Origin of the sequence: Rhodoblastus sp., assembly GCF_019449565.1 — a bacterium.
GTDB lineage: Bacteria > Pseudomonadota > Alphaproteobacteria > Rhizobiales > Beijerinckiaceae > Rhodoblastus.
In genome coordinates, this window is the sequence record NZ_JAGRPM010000010.1 from 1 (window position 1) to 16,845 (window position 16,845).

The window sequence follows — 16,845 nt, forward strand, 5'->3', positions numbered from 1 at the left end:
AGATTGAACGCATAAAAGAATTGAGCCTGATCGGCGGACTGGCGTCCCATCATCGGCGGAATCCCCTCGCAAATCGCGAGAAAAATGGAATCACGCCGCCCCGCCTAGGGCAACGGGGCAACGAGTTTTTCAACAGCATCGACCCGATCCGGTCGTTCGTCGAAGTTGCCCGGCTCATTAATAGGCGGCTCTAAGGCGCCATTCCCTAGACTGCGAAGGACGGGGAACGATAGAGCCTCAATTCCGTCCACCAGATGCTTGAACTAAACAACTAGCCCTTCGCCCGAAGTGCGGCGAGGCAGAAATCCACCATCTGATCGATGGTCGGCTCGGGATCGTCGGCGCATTCGACCATCAGGCGCGGGTGGCAGAAGCGCATGCAGGCGGTGTGGACCAGCCGGGTGGCGAGAACCGGATCGCCAGGGGCGAACTCTCCCGACGCCATGCCGTCGGCGATGATGCGCGCGATGCAGGAGGCGATCCGCTCAATATGCTGCTCGACGATTGGCCATTGTTCGTTGAGCGCCACCTCGACCATGTCATGCAGTTTGCGGTCGCCGATGAAACGGTCCGCGTTCATCGCCTCGTTGGTCTTGATCAAGGCGCGCAGGCGCTCCGACGCGGGGCCGGGCCCCGAGGCGATAAGCGCGATGGCGGCTTCGACCTCTTCCATGAGCTGCTTGCCGACCGCTTCATTTATCTCCGATTTTGCGCCGAAGAACCGGTAGACATTGGCCGGGGACATGCGCAGTTCGCGGGCGATGTCGGCGACGGTGGTCTTCTGGAACCCGATCTCGCGGAATAGCCTTTCAGCGGTCTCGATGATCTGCCGCCGCTGGTCCTTTTCTTTCGTGGCCATTTCGCTCATCTGGTCGACATCCCGAGAATCCCCGGCAGCGCATATTGCCCTTCCGTCGCCGGGACTGGATCCGTCGCCCGCTCGTCGAGCCGCCGCCGGAACCACAATGCATAAAGCGCTGGAAGGTAGAGGATCGTCAAGAAGGTCGCCACGAACAGCCCGCCCATGATCGTCACCGCCATCGGTCCCCAAAACAGGGAGCGGGACAGGGGGACCATGGCGAGGATGGCGGCGAGCGCGGTCAGCATGACCGGACGGGCGCGTCGGACCGTCGCCTCGATGATCGCGTCACGGTAGCTTGCGCCCAGCTCGAGATCCTGGCGCACCTGATCGACCAGGATGATCGAATTGCGCATGTCCATGCCCGACAATGCAATCAAGCCGAGCAGCGCGACGAAGCCGAAAGGCGCGCCGGCGAGTTTCAGACCCAAGGTGGCGCCGATGATGCCGAGCGGCGCGCTCATCATCACGAGGCCGAGCCGGGCGAAGTTTTGCAATTGCGCCATCACGATCGTCATCATAACGAGGATCATCACCGGGAAGACGGCAAACAGCGAATTGTTTCCTTTTGCGGATTCCTCGATCGCGCCGCCCATCTCGATCCGGTAGCCCAGGGGCAATGCGGTCCGAATGTCGGCGAGGCGCGCCCAGATGCGGCCCGACACGTCCGGCGGCTGGACGCTGTCGACCACGTCCGTGCGCACCGTGATGGTTGTGTCGCGGTTGCGCCGCCACAGGATCGCGTTTTCGTGGTCGTAGACAATCTTCGCCACCTGCGCCACCGGCACGGGCGCGCCGTTGCGCGAAACGATCGTCAGGTCGCCGAGTCGGTCCAGTTTGGCGCGGTCTTCCGGAGCAGCGCGGGCGACGACGTCCACTTTGTCAATTCCGTCGCGGACGGTGGTGACGGTCACGCCGGAAATGAGCAATTGCAGGGAATCGGCGACATCGCGCGGCGTCAAGCCCAGGGCGCGAACGCGATCCTGGTCGAGGACGAGGCGGACTGACGGCATCAATTCGTTCCAGTCGAGCTGCGGGTCGCGTACGGCTGGATCGCCGCGCATGACTTCGCGCACGCGATAAGCGATGTCGCGCACTCGTTGGGGGTCTTGCCCCATGACGCGGAATTGCACGGGGAAACCGACCGGCGGGCCGAAATTGAATCGGTCGACGCGCACCCGCGCCTCGGCCAGAGCACCCTCCGCCACGGCGGATTCGATCTTCTGCTTGATCCTTTCGCGGGCGACCAGGTCTTTCGAGACGATCACGATTTCGGCATAGGCTTCGTTCGGCAATTGCGGATTGAGGCCAAGCCAGAAGCGCGGCGAACCTTGTCCGACATAGGTGGTGGAGGTCGCGATATCGGAATCGCCGTTGAGCATTTTTTCAGCTTTCTCCACCGTCGCCAGAGTCGCGCCGATCGCCGTTCCTTCGGGCATGCGGATCTGGAAGAATAACTCCGGCCGCTCCGAAATCGGAAAGAACTGCTGCGGCACAGTGGTGACGAAAGCGACGCCAGCGGACACGATCAGGCTGAGGACGGATGCGACCACCAGGCTGCGATGATCAACGGACCACGCGATCAGGCTCCGCAAGGCGCGATAGGCCCGGGTTTCGTAGATGGCGCGCGCATCCGACGCCTTCTGGCCCTTTGCATGGTCGGGAAGAAGTCTGACGCCAAGGAAGGGGGTGAAGACGACAGCCACGAGCCACGAGGCCAGAAGGGCGATGGTCACGACCCAGAAAATGCCGCCGGCGTATTCGCCCGCCGAAGAGGCGGCGAAGCCGACCGGCAAAAACCCCGCGGCGGTGACGAGGGTGCCGGACAACATTGGAAAAGCGGTCGAATCCCAGGCGGCAGTCGCCGCCTTCAGGCGATCGAACCCCTGCTCCATCCGCACCGTCATCATCTCGATGGAAATGATGGCGTCATCGACGAGCAGGCCGAGCGCGATAATGAGGGCGCCAAGGGTGATCCGCTGCAGGTCGAGGCCGATCGCGTTCATGACGATGAAGACGATCGCCAGGACCAGCGGCACGGACAGCGCGACGACGACGCCGGTGCGCAAGCCAAGCGACAGCAGGCTGACCAACAGCACGATCATCAAGGCTTCCATGAACGAGCGCGTGAATTCGCCGACAGCGTGAGCGACCACTTTCGGCTGGTCGGCGACCTGCTCAATGTTGATACCGACAGGGACCGCGGCGCGAATGTCCTGCATCGCCGTTTCGAGGTTCTTGCCGAGCGTCAGCAGATTGCCGCCCTTGGCCATGACGACGCCGACGCCAAGAGCCGGCTTGCCGCTTTGGCGAATGAGAAAATCCGCGGGGTCCTTGAACCCGGGCGTCACTTTGGCGACGTCCCCAAGTCGGAAAACGCGTCCACCGGATTCGACCGGCGTTTCGGCGACTGCCGCTGCGCCGTTCATCGCGCCGGAAATGCGCACCGGCGCGCGCTCGGACTGGGTCTCGAACACGCCGCTCGCCGCGACGTCATTCTGCCGCGCCAGGGAAGCGAGAATCGTCTGCGGCGCTACGCCGAGATTGGCGAGTTGCGCCTGGCTGAATTCAACGAAGATGCGCGGAGCCTGCACGCCATAGAGGTTTACTTTTGCGACATCCGGAACGTCGAGCAGGCGCTGACGCATGGATTCGACGACCTTTTTCAGCTGTCCGTAATCCGCGCCATCGCCGCTGACCATGAAGAGCACGGAATCGACGTCACCGAACTCGTCATTGATCTCCGGGCCGATGAGTCCAGACGGCAGATCGCCGCGCGCGTCGGTCAATTTTTTGCGGAGCAGATAGAAAAGCCAGGGGACCTCCCTGGGCGGCGTCGTGTCCTTGAAAAACACCTGCACCGCCAGGAACGACGGCTTGGCATAGGTCTGGACATGATCGAAATAGGGCAGGTCCTGCGCCTTCTTTTCGATCGGGTCGGCGACCTGGTTCTGCATGTCTTCCGCCGTCGCGCCGGGCCAGGTCGCAATGACATTGGCCACCTTGAGGGTGAACGAAGGGTCTTCCGCGCGGCCCAGCTGCAGATAGGAGAACAGACCGCCGACGGCAAGCAACAGGATCAGGAAGAGCACCAGCGGCTGATGATGGACCGCCCAGGCGGAGAGATTGAAACGGCGCATGGCAATGCCCCAGATAACGAGTTGGCCTCAGAATGCGAGCTGCGCGGTGGGGCGAACTTTCTCGCCCGCCACGAGTTTTTGCGCGCCGAGAACGACAATTTCGTCGCCCTCATCGACGCCTTGAGACACTTCCGCGTCGCGCTCGCCGTAGCGGCGCACGACAATCGGCTTCAACGACAGCCTGCTGTCCGAGCCGACCGTCCATAGCGCGCTGCCCTTGCCCTGGTCGAACACCGCCGAGAGGGGAACGCGGGCGACGGGTTGGCCTGTATTTGGCGTAATCGTCAGCGTGCCGCTCATGCCGAGTTCGACCTTGTCGTCGGCGTCGGGAAGGGAGAAGCGGGCGTTAAACGTGCGCGTCGCCGGATCGGCAGACGGCGCCAGTTCTCGCAGCGCGGCGCGATAAGGCTTTTCCGGCGCCGACCAAAGCGTCAGGCGCGCCTCGCCGCTCTTGACGCCGTTGACGAAAGTTTCGGGCAGCGCGACGACGGCCTCTTTTTCGGCGAGCCGGGCTAGCCGGATCGCCTGCTGTCCAACTGTGACGACCTGTCCCGGCTCAATGAAAGTCGCGGTGACGACACCGTCGGCGTCGGCAAGCAAAGTCGCATAACCGAGGGCGTTGGCGGCGAGTTCTACTGCGTGCCGAGCGCGCAGATTGCGCCCACGCGCTTCGTCGGCGGCGGCGCGTTGGCGATCATAAGCCGCTTGCGCAGTCCAGCCCTTGCGGAGCAGGTCGGCGCCGCGGCGTTCGTCGGCGATCGACTGTTCGAGCGCGGTTTGTGATGCCGCCAGCTCTGCATCCGCCTGCTGCTTCTGGAGACGCAGGTCGAGTTCGTCGAGTTGGCCCAAGGCGTCGCCCGCTTTGACCCGCTGGCCCGTCTCAACCAGACGACGCGCGACCTTACCGCCGACGCGGAACGCCTGATCGGTTTCGATGCGGGGACGAATCGCCGCGACGAAACTGCGTATGTCATTCTCCGGGGCGAAATGCACCTTTTCGACGAGAACGCGCGGCTCGGATTCGGGTTTGCTGTGACTCCCCGTAGCTTGATCGCAGCCGGACAGACCGACCGCGAGCAGGACTGCGGCGCCAAGCGACGGCGCCATGCGAAATCGGAGTGAATGCGGCGCGACCATGGCAAAAGGCCTCCAAACGGAACCAGCAGAGTGAAACATGATAACTGATGAAAAACAATATTCATCAGTTATCATTCTTTCGTGAAGGCCGCGCAGCTTGCTAAGCTGCCGCTGCATCGGGACGGCCGACCGTCGAAAATACGGGTTCGTTCAGCTACCGCGGATTTTCCGCTTCTGGCGCAACCTCGCCGCTGATCGGACGCCAAACTGGGATGGCTTGTCGAAGATTGGGTATGCCGGCGTCGACATCCCTACGATCGCCGTCGCGCGTCAGGCTCATTCGACGTCTTCACTTCGAGCTTGCCTTCCGGAGCGATTCCTCAGATCCAGCAAAGGAACCGTGTAGGTGGTCGCGGCGCCGATGACACAAATCTCTCCGTTCGCGTTGCGAACAACCGTTTCGAGCTTGCAAATCGGCTTGTCCTCGCGGACGTCTTTGACGCAAACCGACGCAATGATTGTCTCGCCGACGCGAACGGGCTTGACGAACCGCCAGTTGGTTTCGAGGAAGACGGTGCCAGGACCCGGCAGATCCTCGGCGACGACGGCATTCAACAAGCCGGTCGTCACGCCACCTTGCACGATCAGGCCTCGGAACGGAGACCTGGTCGCCAGATCCGCGTCGTAGTGGATCGGGTTTCGATCGCCCGTCAATTCGGTGAACATCTCGACGTCCCGCATTGTCGTCATGCGCTGGCGCGCGGCGCGCGCCCCGACACGAGGCCGACCGGCAATTGTCTGGTCCCAGGAAAATTGCTTTGACGACATTTCGGGTCTCCTCATGCTGCGTGGTAAGCTGGAACGGCGATGCCAGCCATGCGTTCGCATTCGGCGCGCATCGCGGCGCTGAGTTGCGCGTGCAAGGCTTTCACTTCGTCGAGGCTCCAGCGGAACGAGGCGATCGAATCGGTGATCTGGAACAGGTCGCGTGAAAGCCCGTCCCGTTGATGCTGATAGGCAGCGAGCGCGCCCGGACGTCCATCGACGATCGCGCCGGACAGCAGTTCCGCATCCCGCAGGGCGTCCGTAATGCCGTGCGCCGTCAACGGGTCCTTGAAGTAGCCGGCGTCCCCGACGAGCGCCCATCCCGGACCATGAGATTGCCTGATGTGTCCGGGAACGCCGGCAAAGGCGTGCAGGCGGCCGATCAGGCGGGCGCGGGCGACGTCCGCGCTCAGTTTTGCGGAATTCGCCTCCAACACCTGCAGGAAAGCGCGCTCGATATCGCCGCGGAACGTTGCGGTGAAGGCCGACCTTGGCACGCTGGCAAAAATACAATGCTGTCCGTCATTGGTCGGGATGACGCCCGCCGCGGCATTCTCGACGAAGTGCCAATGAGAGCCATCCCGCTCCACATTCTGGAAATACCCGTAGACACAGCCCGAGACGCCCATCCCCTGCACGTAGGACTCCGCCTCGACAAGCCGAGCGACGGCGGATTGCAGCCCGTCCGCACCAATCAGGACATCACAGCGCACCCCAACGCGGCCGCCGTCGCCATTCTCCAACCAGGCGCCGACGACCCGGTTGTCGACGTCGCGCTGCAGTTCACAGAGGGTAACGCCATGGCGTACGTCGGCGCCCGCGCTGCGGGCGGCGTCGATGAGGATGCGGTCAAGCACGGTGCGACGCGGCGCACAAAGATGCCCGACGCCGTGCTCGGGCTTGATCCTGACACTGATTGACTCCCGACCGTAGTGAAACGTCGTCATATGAATTGCAGGCGTTCCCGCAGCCATGACCGTCGGAAGCAGTCCCCACCGTTCGAGCTGAACGACGCCCATTCTCATCAGGGCGTGGGTAGACAATGTGTCGGAGCCGTAGGCGCTCCGGTCGATGACGAGAACCTTGCAACCGGCCCGGGCCAGTAACAATGCCGTAGCCGCCCCGGCGCATCGGGCGCCAATGATCACCACATCGTATCGCGGCTTTAAGGCGTGAAGCGTGTTCATAACCATTGCTCCTTCAAGCAACCGCGCGACGCAGTCCAAGGCTTAAATGCGCGGCGAGATCGGCTGCGTCATCGCCGGCGCCGTCGATGAACGATGACTTGCGCCGGCGCATGAATGGGAGGCCCATGACGTACATGCCGGGGGCAGTCACCACGCCGCCGTCGTGCCGGATGCGCCCCTTGCGATCGAAAACCGGCACGTCGAGCCACGAATAGTCGGGTCGATATCCCGTGGCCCAGACGACGGCGCCAATGCTGCTGTCGTTGAGGTCCAGACCCAGCCTCATCCGCGGGCCGAGATTTGTCGGCTCGAAGCGGCAAGGAGGCGGAAAGCGATCCTCCTGGCCGCTCGCGCCAAGCCAAGCGTCGATGCTCGCCAGCAGGCGGTTCATCTTTAGGTCTGCGAGCGCGCAGTGGTTCGCCAGCGCCCCCGAGAATTGAGCTTTGCCGTCGTTGAGTCCAACGAGACGCCCGACGATCTCGACGCCGGCATTGCGCAAACTGTTGAGATCGATTGTGGTCCGCTCCGGCGTGCCGATGAGCTGAAGCGAGGGCAATCGTCGCGCACGGTCGATGTCATCCACCTCGTCATAGCGGACATCCATGGCCCCGATAACATCCAACCAGCACTTGATGTCATGGCCACGGTAGACGCGCGGCAGGCGCACATGCTCGCCGACAGAGAGAACCACGGATCGGCCGGAAGCGTGGATTTCGCGGGCCAGTTGCACGCCGGTGGCGGAAGCGCCGACAATCAGCACGCCGCCGTCCGGCAATGCGCTGGCGTTGCGGTATTGCATTGGCGTGAGGCTGGTGATCTTCCGCGGCAGCTCGGAGGCGAGCGACGGCACGGTCGCGATATTGCATGCGCCGCTGGCCAGGACGATCGTGCGACAACGCCAAGGGCCCTGATCCGTTGTTATTTCGTAGCCCTGATCGACTTGATGGACCCGGATCACACGCGTGTGGAGCTGGACCGGGGCAGCCGACACGACGGCATACCGCCTCAAATAGTCGACGACCTCGGGCATGCGCATGTAGCCGTCAGGGTCGTCGCCTTGATAGGCGAAACCGGGCAGGCGGCTCTGCCAGTTTGGTGTGAGGAGGCGGAGCGAGTCCCACCGTTCCGTCTGCCAAGAGTTGGCGACCTCGCCCCGCTCGAGCAACACATGGTCGATCGAGCGGTCGCTCAGGTGCCTGCTCATCGCAAGTCCGGATTGGCCGGAGCCAATGATGACAGTCGTGGCGTATTTCACGGCTCTCGCTCCTGTTTCGCGCGCGTTTGCGTCAGTTGACGCTGACTAAGACATTGGTTGGGTTGGTCATGATGTCGAAGACGGCCGACCGCTTCTGCGACTGGGCCACGAGCGCCCTGATGTCGTCCTCGCTCGCGTCAGCCCTGATGTCGAAGTGCACGCGGACGGCGCGGAAGCCATTGCGAACCTCGTCGTTGATGCCGAGGATGCCCTGAAGGTCCATGTCGGCCTCGAGGACGGCTTTGACGGCGTGGAGCTGGATGCCGCGCCGTTGCGCGACGGCGGCAATGCCTGCCGTCAGGCAACCTGCGAGGCCGGTGAGGACGAGTTCCACCGGGCTTGGAGCACTGTCCTCGGCCGCAAAGACTTGCGGGTGGTCAGACTCGACGGTGAAGGTCTTGCCACGGGACTGCTCGGCGCCGAGCCCATAGAAATCGCCAATAGTAGAGCGGCTGTGGGCGCCATTGACCCACTCACAGCTGGCGCGCCACTTGAATTGCGCGGCCTCGGGCGCATGCTCGAGGACCTCGCGTGCGGCGAGGAGCGCCTCGACGTTTACGCCATTGTCGATCTTCACGACTTCTGAAAGTTTCGTTATGTTCATCATGTGAGTTCTCCTTTGATGTTCAGATCCGGTTCAGTTCAGTGGAACGGCATGCCGAGGGCGCGGCCGTACCCTGCCAGGGCACAGATGTTCAGCAGGCTGCTGCATTGTTGTTGTCAGTTCGCGAAGTCGAAGGTTGCTGCGCGGCTGACGCGTCGGTCGCCGATCTCTTGCGCTCCGGCCTGCGGACGGCGCTTCGTCGGTGTCAATAAGATACACGCGGCATGATCGCTGGTGGAGGACCGTGCGTCCGGCAGAGAGGACCGCGCGTCCAATTCTTGAGAGTTGCGGACCATGGCGGACCCGCTGTCAGACGTGCTTCGACTGGTTCGGCTCGCGGGGGGCGTCTTTCTCGAGGCCAGCTTCACGGCGCCGTGGTGCGTTGTCACCCAGATCGGACTCGAGGAATGCAGACAGTTCCTGCCAGACGTTGTGCAGGTGATAGGTTATCACGTGGTGCTGGAAGGAAGCATGCTCGTCGCCGTCGAAGGCGAGCCTCCGATGGAAATCCGTGCCGGCGAAATCTTCCTGCTGCCGCGCAATAGCATCCACACCATGGCGAGCGGCCCCGGCCTCACTCCGGTGAGCGCGGCTGGCCTCATCCAGCGGTCGGCAGATGGCGGAACGCTGAAAATCCGATACGGTGGCGGGCGCGCGCCGACGAGCATTATTTGCGGTTTTCTTGGGACCCAAGACGCGTTCAATCCCCTGCTTTCCGCTTTGCCAAAGATGCTGAAGCTCAACATCGGCGAAGCCGCATCACGCGATTGGGTAGCGGCCTCGGTGCGGTTTGCGGCAGATGAACTGGTGAGAGGCCGGCTGGCGTCGTCAAGCGTTATGTCGAGGCTATCGGAGGTGCTGCTGGTTGAAGCGGTCAGAGAATACGCTTCGACACTTGGGGATCAGGAACGGGGATGGCTCAAGGGGTTGAGCGATCCAAATATTGGGCGTGCGCTGGCGCTGATTCATGGCGACCTTGCGGCGCCGTGGTCCGCTGACACCCTCGCCAGCACGGCAGCGCTCTCTCGGAGCGCATTTATGGAGCGGTTCACCGATCTGATCGGCATTCCACCAATCCGCTATCTTACCGTGTGGCGGCTGGAGACCGCAAAGCGCGGCCTGCTTGATTCCCGCAAGAGTGTCGTTCAGATCGCGCACGCGGTCGGATACGAGTCGGAGGAAGGATTTCGGCGGGCTTTCAAGCGCGAATTCGAGATGTCGCCGGCAGAATGGCGAGTTCGCCAAGCCAACGGATGAGATGGACGATTTGGCAAGAATTATCACTCCGACGGCTGTTGCCGCCTCGACAAATCAGCCAATAATTCCTTGGGCTAGCTGACAATACCGACAGCCCTGGGGTCTTCAATATTTATGTGCCCCAGCGGTGCGCAAGTCTCTTGCATTTGTACATGGACGAATGACTGTTGGACCGAAAGCGCCAATCGGTTCTTACAGCATTGAATTACCACTCTTGGCGCAAACTTGCCGTCTCGTCTTGGTCCGTTCTCCGCCCCGAACCGGGCCTTCGACCTATGACCGCCTTCCGCCGATTTGAGACCTCTACGCGATCCTTGGCGAAGGTCTCCAACGGGTCATGAGCGCCGGTTCGCTCGGTTCCGTGAATGACCGTTGAAGGATGGTAAATGGACCATCACGACGCCTGTCGAATCGAACGCATCCGAGCGCCGAAGACAGACGGGAGGCAGTTCTCTGCCGATCAAGCGCCGCCCGCAAAAATTCGGACGAATTGGGGGGCGAGCTGCGAATTGCGCGGGACATAGCGAGTTCTTGATAAGTTTGCGGCCAAGAAAAACTCGCAAAAGGCCAAGCAAGTGTATTTTTCGCAATGTACACTATGAGCCTCTTGCAATGCGCTCGCTCTCTTCCGCGTCGGCGCCGTCCTCAACCAGCGCTGTCTTTTCTCCGCTGAACGTGCCTTCCGCTATCGGCTCGAAGGCGACATCCACGATTGAGTCGCGAATGTCTCGTCCGGTGCCATTAGCCGCAGTTTACGTTACACAATCGCCACGGGCGCCGAGATGCAGGCGGCGCCCCTCGAAGGCGCGATTTGACAACGGGCCGCTGGGCCAAGTCATATTTCGATAACCCGCTCATGTTCGGATGGCCAAGTCGATTGCCGTCGACGAGTTTGTCCGCTGGGTCGCGCGCTGGCGTCAACCACTTCCAATTCGATGCCGGGATGGCAGGCCCTGACGGCGCCCACGAGCCCGACCAACTCCGTCGGCGCGATCGTGCGCCATCATGTCTAGGCGGTTAATTTCGAACTCTTGGCGCGTCCGGCGTGGCCACACTGTGAGGCAGAGCGCACCGCGATAAATCGACTTTGCGTTTGAGTGCCTGAGAAAAAGCGGGGGCGAAGCAGAGCACCCTGCCGCACAATCGCGCAGAAGCCTGATCTACACGCGCTTTGGGTAGGGAAGCGACGGATATTTAGGCAGCATGCAACTCTTTTTACCGTTAAAACTGCTTTTAAAGTCAAGACTCTGCCCGGCCCAGTCGCTAGCATAGCCCCACTCAACCCCAGTTAGTTGGGCGCGTCCGTCGCCGCGAAGGTGCACGGAATCTTTAAGCGTCGTCATTTGGCCGGTTGGGAGTTTCCATTGACTCATTTTATGCCGCCCCAAACCCCCGGGGCCGATGTTGCGCGCAAGCGTCTCAATGGCCGCTTTGCGGCTCTTTTGGTCACAACTGCAGTAGTCGCCGCCCCTGCGGCACTCATGCCAAGTCTTGCTATCATCGCCTTAGGGCTTTCCTCCGCGCCCGCAGTCGCGGATGGCGGCGCGGGTGGCGGCGCAGGCACCGGCCCGGATGGCAAGGCAGGTGTCGGCCCGGTCGGTGGCCAGGACAATCCGACCGGCACTGGCGGGCAAGGCGGTAGCGGCGATGACATGTTCGCAGCTGGAGGCGGCGGCGGCGCGGGATACCAGCAGGGCGGCGCCGGCGGCTCGGGTGGGTTGAACGCGTCGGGCGGGGGTGGCGGCACGCACGGTTTCGTCGGCTCGAGTTTGGGTTTTATTGGCGGTTTTTACGGCACCGACGGCGGTGATGGTGGTAACAGCACCGTCCTCGGCGAAAGGTTCTTCTGGGTGGCTGGTTCCACCGCTCGTAATATCAGGGGCGGCGGGGGCGGCGCAGGCGGTTACGGCGCGGTTGTCACAAGTGGCGCTTCTACCAACATTCTGCGTGATGTGACGGGGGGCAACGGGGGAAATGGCGGCAACGCCAGCTACGCCGGTGTCGCGGGTATCCTTAGCGAGCAAAGTGGCTCCGGGGGAAGCGGCGGGGTCGGCTTGCTGTTCACTAACCCCGTTGGATCTGAAGTTGAAATTGCGGCAACAGTGAAGGGTGGAGCGGGCGGCTCTCGAGGCACCGGCCGTGGAAACCTTGTTGATTACGGGTTTTTCGATCCTACCATGAGAGGTAAAGGCCACAGACTCGACCAGCTTAATAGTGCAACTCCCGGCAAGGGCGGTGTCGGCATAAGCGGCCAGAATCTGAACATCACCATGAATGATGGAGGATCGGTCGCCGGCGGTTCGGGCGCTGACGCGATACACTTTACCGGGGGCGTCAACAGCCTTTCAATCCTAGACACCAAGTCCATTTCCGGCCGGGTGACCGCTTTCAGCAAGAGTGACACTCTCATATTGAACAATACCATTTCGAACGGGTCCTTTGAGCTTGGCTTGTTGAACTCGCAATACATCAATTTCGGCCATTTGGTGAAAACTGGAGGGGGCACCTGGACGATAAACGGGCTCTCGCAGCGATCGGCCCTGGATTTGAATGTACAGCAAGGGCAGCTCAATGTTCTTGCTTCGTGGGAGGTGATGGGTCAGGCCACCAACTCTGGCACTTTGTGGGTGCTTCCCGGCGCCCTGCTGCGTATCGATGCAGGACTGACCAACAACCGTATTTTTAAGGTAGTGGCAGGCGGGACGTTCCTTGGCTCGTTGACCAATACCGCATTCACAACAACCAACGGCGGTTCGATCAACGGTAACGTCATAATCTCTGGCGGGACTGTAGCGCTGATCGGCGCCGGAACAATCAGCGGCGGGGTGAATCTTACCAACGCAGCCGGCAAATTTGACATCTCCGGCACAAACGCAGGCGCAACCATCAATACGCTCGATGGAGTGGCGAACAGTCAGGTGACGCTGGGCGAGCAAACGCTGACGATTGACCGAGGTTCGACCAACTATGCCGGCATCATTCAGGGAACGGGCGGCTTGACAATCGCCGGTGGAAAGCAGGTGCTGTCCGGCATCAACACCTACACCGGCGAAACCAATGTCAACGCGGGCAACCTCGATGTGAATGGTTCGATTGAGAGTTCGTCTGTGGTCAATGTCAATAAAGGCGGCACACTGTCGGGCAACGGCACGTTCGGCAACGTCAACAACAATGGCGGCACGGTCTCACCCGGAAATTCGATCGGGACCATCCATATCGACGGCAATTTCTATATGGGGCCGAGCTCGACATATTACGCTGAGATCAATGGAGACACGAGCGACCTGATCAAGGTGTCCGGCAGCGCAAATATTCAAAGTTCGGTATTCGAGATCGCCCATGACACCAATAAAGCGGCCGCCCCCGTCGTGCCGGGTAAAACCTACACGCTGATCACGACCAATGGCGGCCTGACAGGAACGGCGCCTGACGTCGCGATTGCCGACTTTCCGTTCCTCACATTTCACCTGAGTAGCGACGGCCTCAACGGCACCCTGACGACCGCGCGCGGCGCCGGCGCGTTCGCCGAACTGGCCACGACGCGCAACGAGAAGGCCGTGGCCAGTGCGCTTGATACGATGGCGGCTGCCAATCCGCTGTGGCGGCAGGTGGTAGGCGCGACCGAAGCCCAGGCGCGCTCCGCCTTCACCAGTCTGAGCAACGCTTCGATTCATGCCAACGCGACGGGCGTGCTGTCTGAGCAGTCGTACTATCTGCGCGACGCCGTGACCCGCCGGCTGCGGCAGGACTTCGCTTACGGCGCCTCATTGGCTCCGGAAGGCAGCGCATTGTCCTATGCAGAGGAAGAGCCGCGCAACGCTTGCGCCGCCGCGAGCGCCATACCGTTCTGTAAGGCGCCGCCGCTCGCTGCGCTGGCGCCGCCGGTCTACGCGGTATGGGCGCAGGCGCTGGGTAGCTGGGGTTCGCTGAAGGGTGATGGCAATGCGGCGCACACCGATCAATCGCTCGGCGGCATAATCTCCGGCATGGACGTCACCTTCGACGGCAGGTGGCGTGTTGGTCTGGCTGGGGGATACAGCCAGTCCATCTTCAGGTCCCCGAGCATCGCCGCGTCCGGCTCAAGCGACAGTTATCATATCGCGCTCTATGGTGGCGGTCAGGTCGGTGCATGGGGACTTCGCGGCGGCGCCAGCTTCTCCTGGAACGACATCCTCGCCTCGCGGCAGGTTAACGTGGTGAATGTGGGGGGCTCGCAGCGTGGCGACTATGCCGCAAAGACAACCCAGGTGTTCGGCGAGGTCGGCCACGGCTTTGCGTTCGCAGCCACCACGCTGGAGCCGTTTGCCAATATCGCCTACGTGAATGTCGACGGTGCGGTCAATGAACTCGGCGTGGCGGCCGTGACCGGCTCGTCCAAACTCGCCACCACCTACACCACGCTGGGTTTGCGCGGCGCTGTGCCACTGACCGGCACGCTCACCGCACGCGGCACACTGGGTTGGCGGCATGCGCTGGGCGATATCACGCCGATGGCGGCGCTGGCGTTCCAGTCCGGTGGGGCGGCCTTCGCCCTGGCCGGCTCGCCGATTGCGCGCGATGCACTCGTCAGCGAAGCCGGTCTTGATTTGGTTGTCGCGCCCAACGCCTCGCTTGGCATTTCCTGGACCAACCAATTCGCCGACCAGAGTTACGACAATACCGTCAAAGGCAATTTTACCTGGAACTTCTGAGATTCTGCAAATGTCTCTGCATGGCAATTTTTGGACATGCGCGCCGCTTATGAATCTGTGGATTCGCGACCGCAACCTAAGCCGCCGCGACCCATAGTGAAGTTAGCCGCGCCTGTGCGTTTTCGGCCGGCCGTCCTGGCGGGTGCGAAAATCAGGCGCAAATATTCCTGACGTCCGCAATCCATGCGCCGACCCGACATTGCCGGAGCAACTCGGCATCTTCCGCTTTCCGCCGGATTGAGACGTTTGCTCGGCGATCTGCGAACTGGGCCGCGTAAGTCAAAATCGGGCGTCGCTGTTATGACGGCTTTCCGCAAAATTCGGAGCCTTTGGGAGAGCCATAGTGTGTTTGTCATAATCTGCACTATGGGCCGCTATTTACGCGCCCGCTCTCGCCCGTGTCTGCAGCGCCCTCATCCCGAGTTGCCGTTTCTCCGTTGAGCGACGCCGTGATCGCCGCGCCGATCGTGTTGATGGCGGCGAGGGCGGGATCAATGTCGACATGCGCGTAGCGTTGGGTCGTCGCCGCCTGCGTGTGGCCAAGAAGGCGGCCAATCACAGGCAGATTGAGTCCGCTCGCGACGCCGATGCTCGCGGCCGTATGGCGCAGGTCGTGAATGCGGACGTCTTCGACGCCGGCGCGTTTCCGGATCAGCGCCCAGGGCTTAGCAAGATTCACGAGAGGCTTTCCCGCGAGTCTTCCCTCGATGACGTATGGGTTATCCGATCCTTCCGCCGCCGCCTTTCTCAGACGCAGCAATTCAATTGCTTGCTCGCTCAAAAATAGCGGCTTTGCGCCTGTCTTACTGTCGGGCAGGGCGATCACGCGTCGATTCCAATCCACCCATTCCCAGCGCGCGCCCAGAATTTCTGAAACCCTTGCGCCTGTCAGAAGAAGTAGTCGTATTGCGGCGTCCATGTGAACGTTGATTTCGTTTGCGGCGAGCGCTTTCGAAAGGGCCTTGCCGACTCGAATGAGTTCGTCTGGGGAAAGATATCTTTGCCGTGCTTGTTCGCGGTATTTCACGATATGGCGGCAAGGATTGCTGCCGTCTGGCCGATACCCCCACACTTCCGCGAGACTCATCATCTTCGACATCAGTGCGATCGTTCGGTTGGCCTGATAGGGCATTTCCGCCATAGCGTGGTGTAGGGCTTGGATATCTTTCCGTGACACATCGACGACTTTGAGACGTCCGAGGGCTGGCATCAAATGCGCCGTGGCGATTTGGCGGTCGCCATCGGCCGATCTTGGTTTTTTTCGCGGAAGGTGTTCGTCTTCAAACCGCTTCCAAAGATCAGCGACAGTTGGCGCCGCACGAAGCAATTCCTTTTGGCCTTGCGGATCTTCGCCGCGCGCCACGGCGGCAAGTACTTGGGTGGCGATTTCGCGCGCCTGCTCGCATGTTAGCTGTCCGTGCGCGCCAACCAAATACCACCTCGGTCTTCCCGTGCGACCGCCTCCGACGCGATATTTGACGACATATTTTTTCTTTCCGGTCGGTAAAATTTTGACGCCGAAACCGCTGAGCTGATCGTCCCACGCATAGGTGGCTGCAGACGAGCAGGGGAGGGTCTCAACAAGCTTCTTGGTAAGGCGGGGCATGGCAATTCGGCTCATAATTGACGTGCGATCATCGAACGCCTCGGGAAAAATAGCAACCACCTAGCAACCACCAAAACGGGAAGGCGCGTGATCGTCAGGGACTAGAAACGAAATTCATGTGCTTCATAATTATTTGATATTAAATAATTATATGAAAATATCAGCATCAGAGAGGCATGTTGGGAAACCGCGAGAAATGGCATTTTTGACGACTTCTAATCAGAGGGTCCTGGGTTCGAGTCCCAGCGCGCTCACCATTGTAAATCAATGGGTTGCTAGATGTTTCTAGTGGATGTGCTTCCCAGAAAATCGATTTGGGCAGCACCCGGGAAGCACGGTGACAA

At 61.3% G+C, this 16,845-nt stretch carries 11 protein-coding genes; 3 read left to right on the top strand and 8 right to left on the bottom strand.

Features of this window, described 5'->3' with window-relative positions; genetic code table 11:
- On the top strand, nucleotides 1-194 hold a 194-nt coding region (locus QZ409_RS01815), incomplete at its 5' end, for a hypothetical protein (RefSeq protein ID WP_296706459.1).
- A gap of 77 nt (nucleotides 195-271) precedes the next feature.
- Here QZ409_RS01815 and QZ409_RS01820 read toward each other — a convergent pair.
- From QZ409_RS01820 to QZ409_RS01850, 7 genes are all read right to left on the bottom strand, one after another.
- The gene (locus QZ409_RS01820; RefSeq protein ID WP_296706461.1) at nucleotides 272-868 is read right to left on the bottom strand and encodes a TetR family transcriptional regulator; all 597 of its coding nucleotides are present in this window, start codon (nucleotides 866-868) and stop codon (nucleotides 272-274) included.
- On the bottom strand, nucleotides 865-3,999 hold the full coding sequence (locus tag QZ409_RS01825) for an efflux RND transporter permease subunit (RefSeq protein WP_296706463.1): 3,135 nt from the start codon (nucleotides 3,997-3,999) through the stop codon (nucleotides 865-867). The genes QZ409_RS01820 and QZ409_RS01825 overlap by 4 nt, the downstream gene beginning before the upstream one ends.
- A gap of 27 nt (nucleotides 4,000-4,026) precedes the next feature.
- Entirely contained in the window at nucleotides 4,027-5,106 is a 1,080-nt protein-coding gene (locus QZ409_RS01830) for an efflux RND transporter periplasmic adaptor subunit (RefSeq protein ID WP_296706465.1), read from the bottom strand.
- 306 nt (nucleotides 5,107-5,412) lie between these two features.
- Nucleotides 5,413-5,904, bottom strand: a complete 492-nt coding sequence (locus QZ409_RS01835) for a MaoC family dehydratase (protein WP_296706467.1) — start codon at nucleotides 5,902-5,904, stop codon at nucleotides 5,413-5,415.
- A gap of 11 nt (nucleotides 5,905-5,915) precedes the next feature.
- Complete coding sequence (locus tag QZ409_RS01840) at nucleotides 5,916-7,088, bottom strand: FAD-dependent monooxygenase (RefSeq protein ID WP_296706468.1); 1,173 nt, start codon at nucleotides 7,086-7,088, stop codon at nucleotides 5,916-5,918.
- Nucleotides 7,089-7,101: 13 nt separating this feature from the next.
- On the bottom strand, nucleotides 7,102-8,343 hold the full coding sequence (locus QZ409_RS01845) for an NAD(P)-binding domain-containing protein (protein ID WP_296706470.1): 1,242 nt from the start codon (nucleotides 8,341-8,343) through the stop codon (nucleotides 7,102-7,104).
- Between the two features lie 31 nt (nucleotides 8,344-8,374).
- Nucleotides 8,375-8,950, bottom strand: coding sequence for an OsmC family protein (locus QZ409_RS01850; protein ID WP_296706471.1), 576 nt, complete (start codon nucleotides 8,948-8,950; stop codon nucleotides 8,375-8,377).
- A gap of 291 nt (nucleotides 8,951-9,241) precedes the next feature.
- Here QZ409_RS01850 and QZ409_RS01855 point away from each other — a divergent pair, with 291 nt between their 5' ends.
- Both QZ409_RS01855 and QZ409_RS01860 read left to right on the top strand, forming a co-directional pair.
- On the top strand, nucleotides 9,242-10,204 hold the full coding sequence (locus tag QZ409_RS01855) for an AraC family transcriptional regulator (protein WP_296706474.1): 963 nt from the start codon (nucleotides 9,242-9,244) through the stop codon (nucleotides 10,202-10,204).
- A 1,316-nt stretch (nucleotides 10,205-11,520) separates the two neighbouring features.
- Nucleotides 11,521-14,895, top strand: a complete 3,375-nt coding sequence (locus QZ409_RS01860; protein ID WP_296706475.1) for an autotransporter domain-containing protein — start codon at nucleotides 11,521-11,523, stop codon at nucleotides 14,893-14,895.
- A gap of 364 nt (nucleotides 14,896-15,259) precedes the next feature.
- On the opposite strand, the gene QZ409_RS01865 is transcribed toward QZ409_RS01860, so the two are convergent.
- Entirely contained in the window at nucleotides 15,260-16,561 is a 1,302-nt protein-coding gene (locus tag QZ409_RS01865) for a site-specific integrase (RefSeq protein ID WP_296706477.1), read from the bottom strand.
- Between the last annotated feature and the right edge of the window lie 284 nt (nucleotides 16,562-16,845).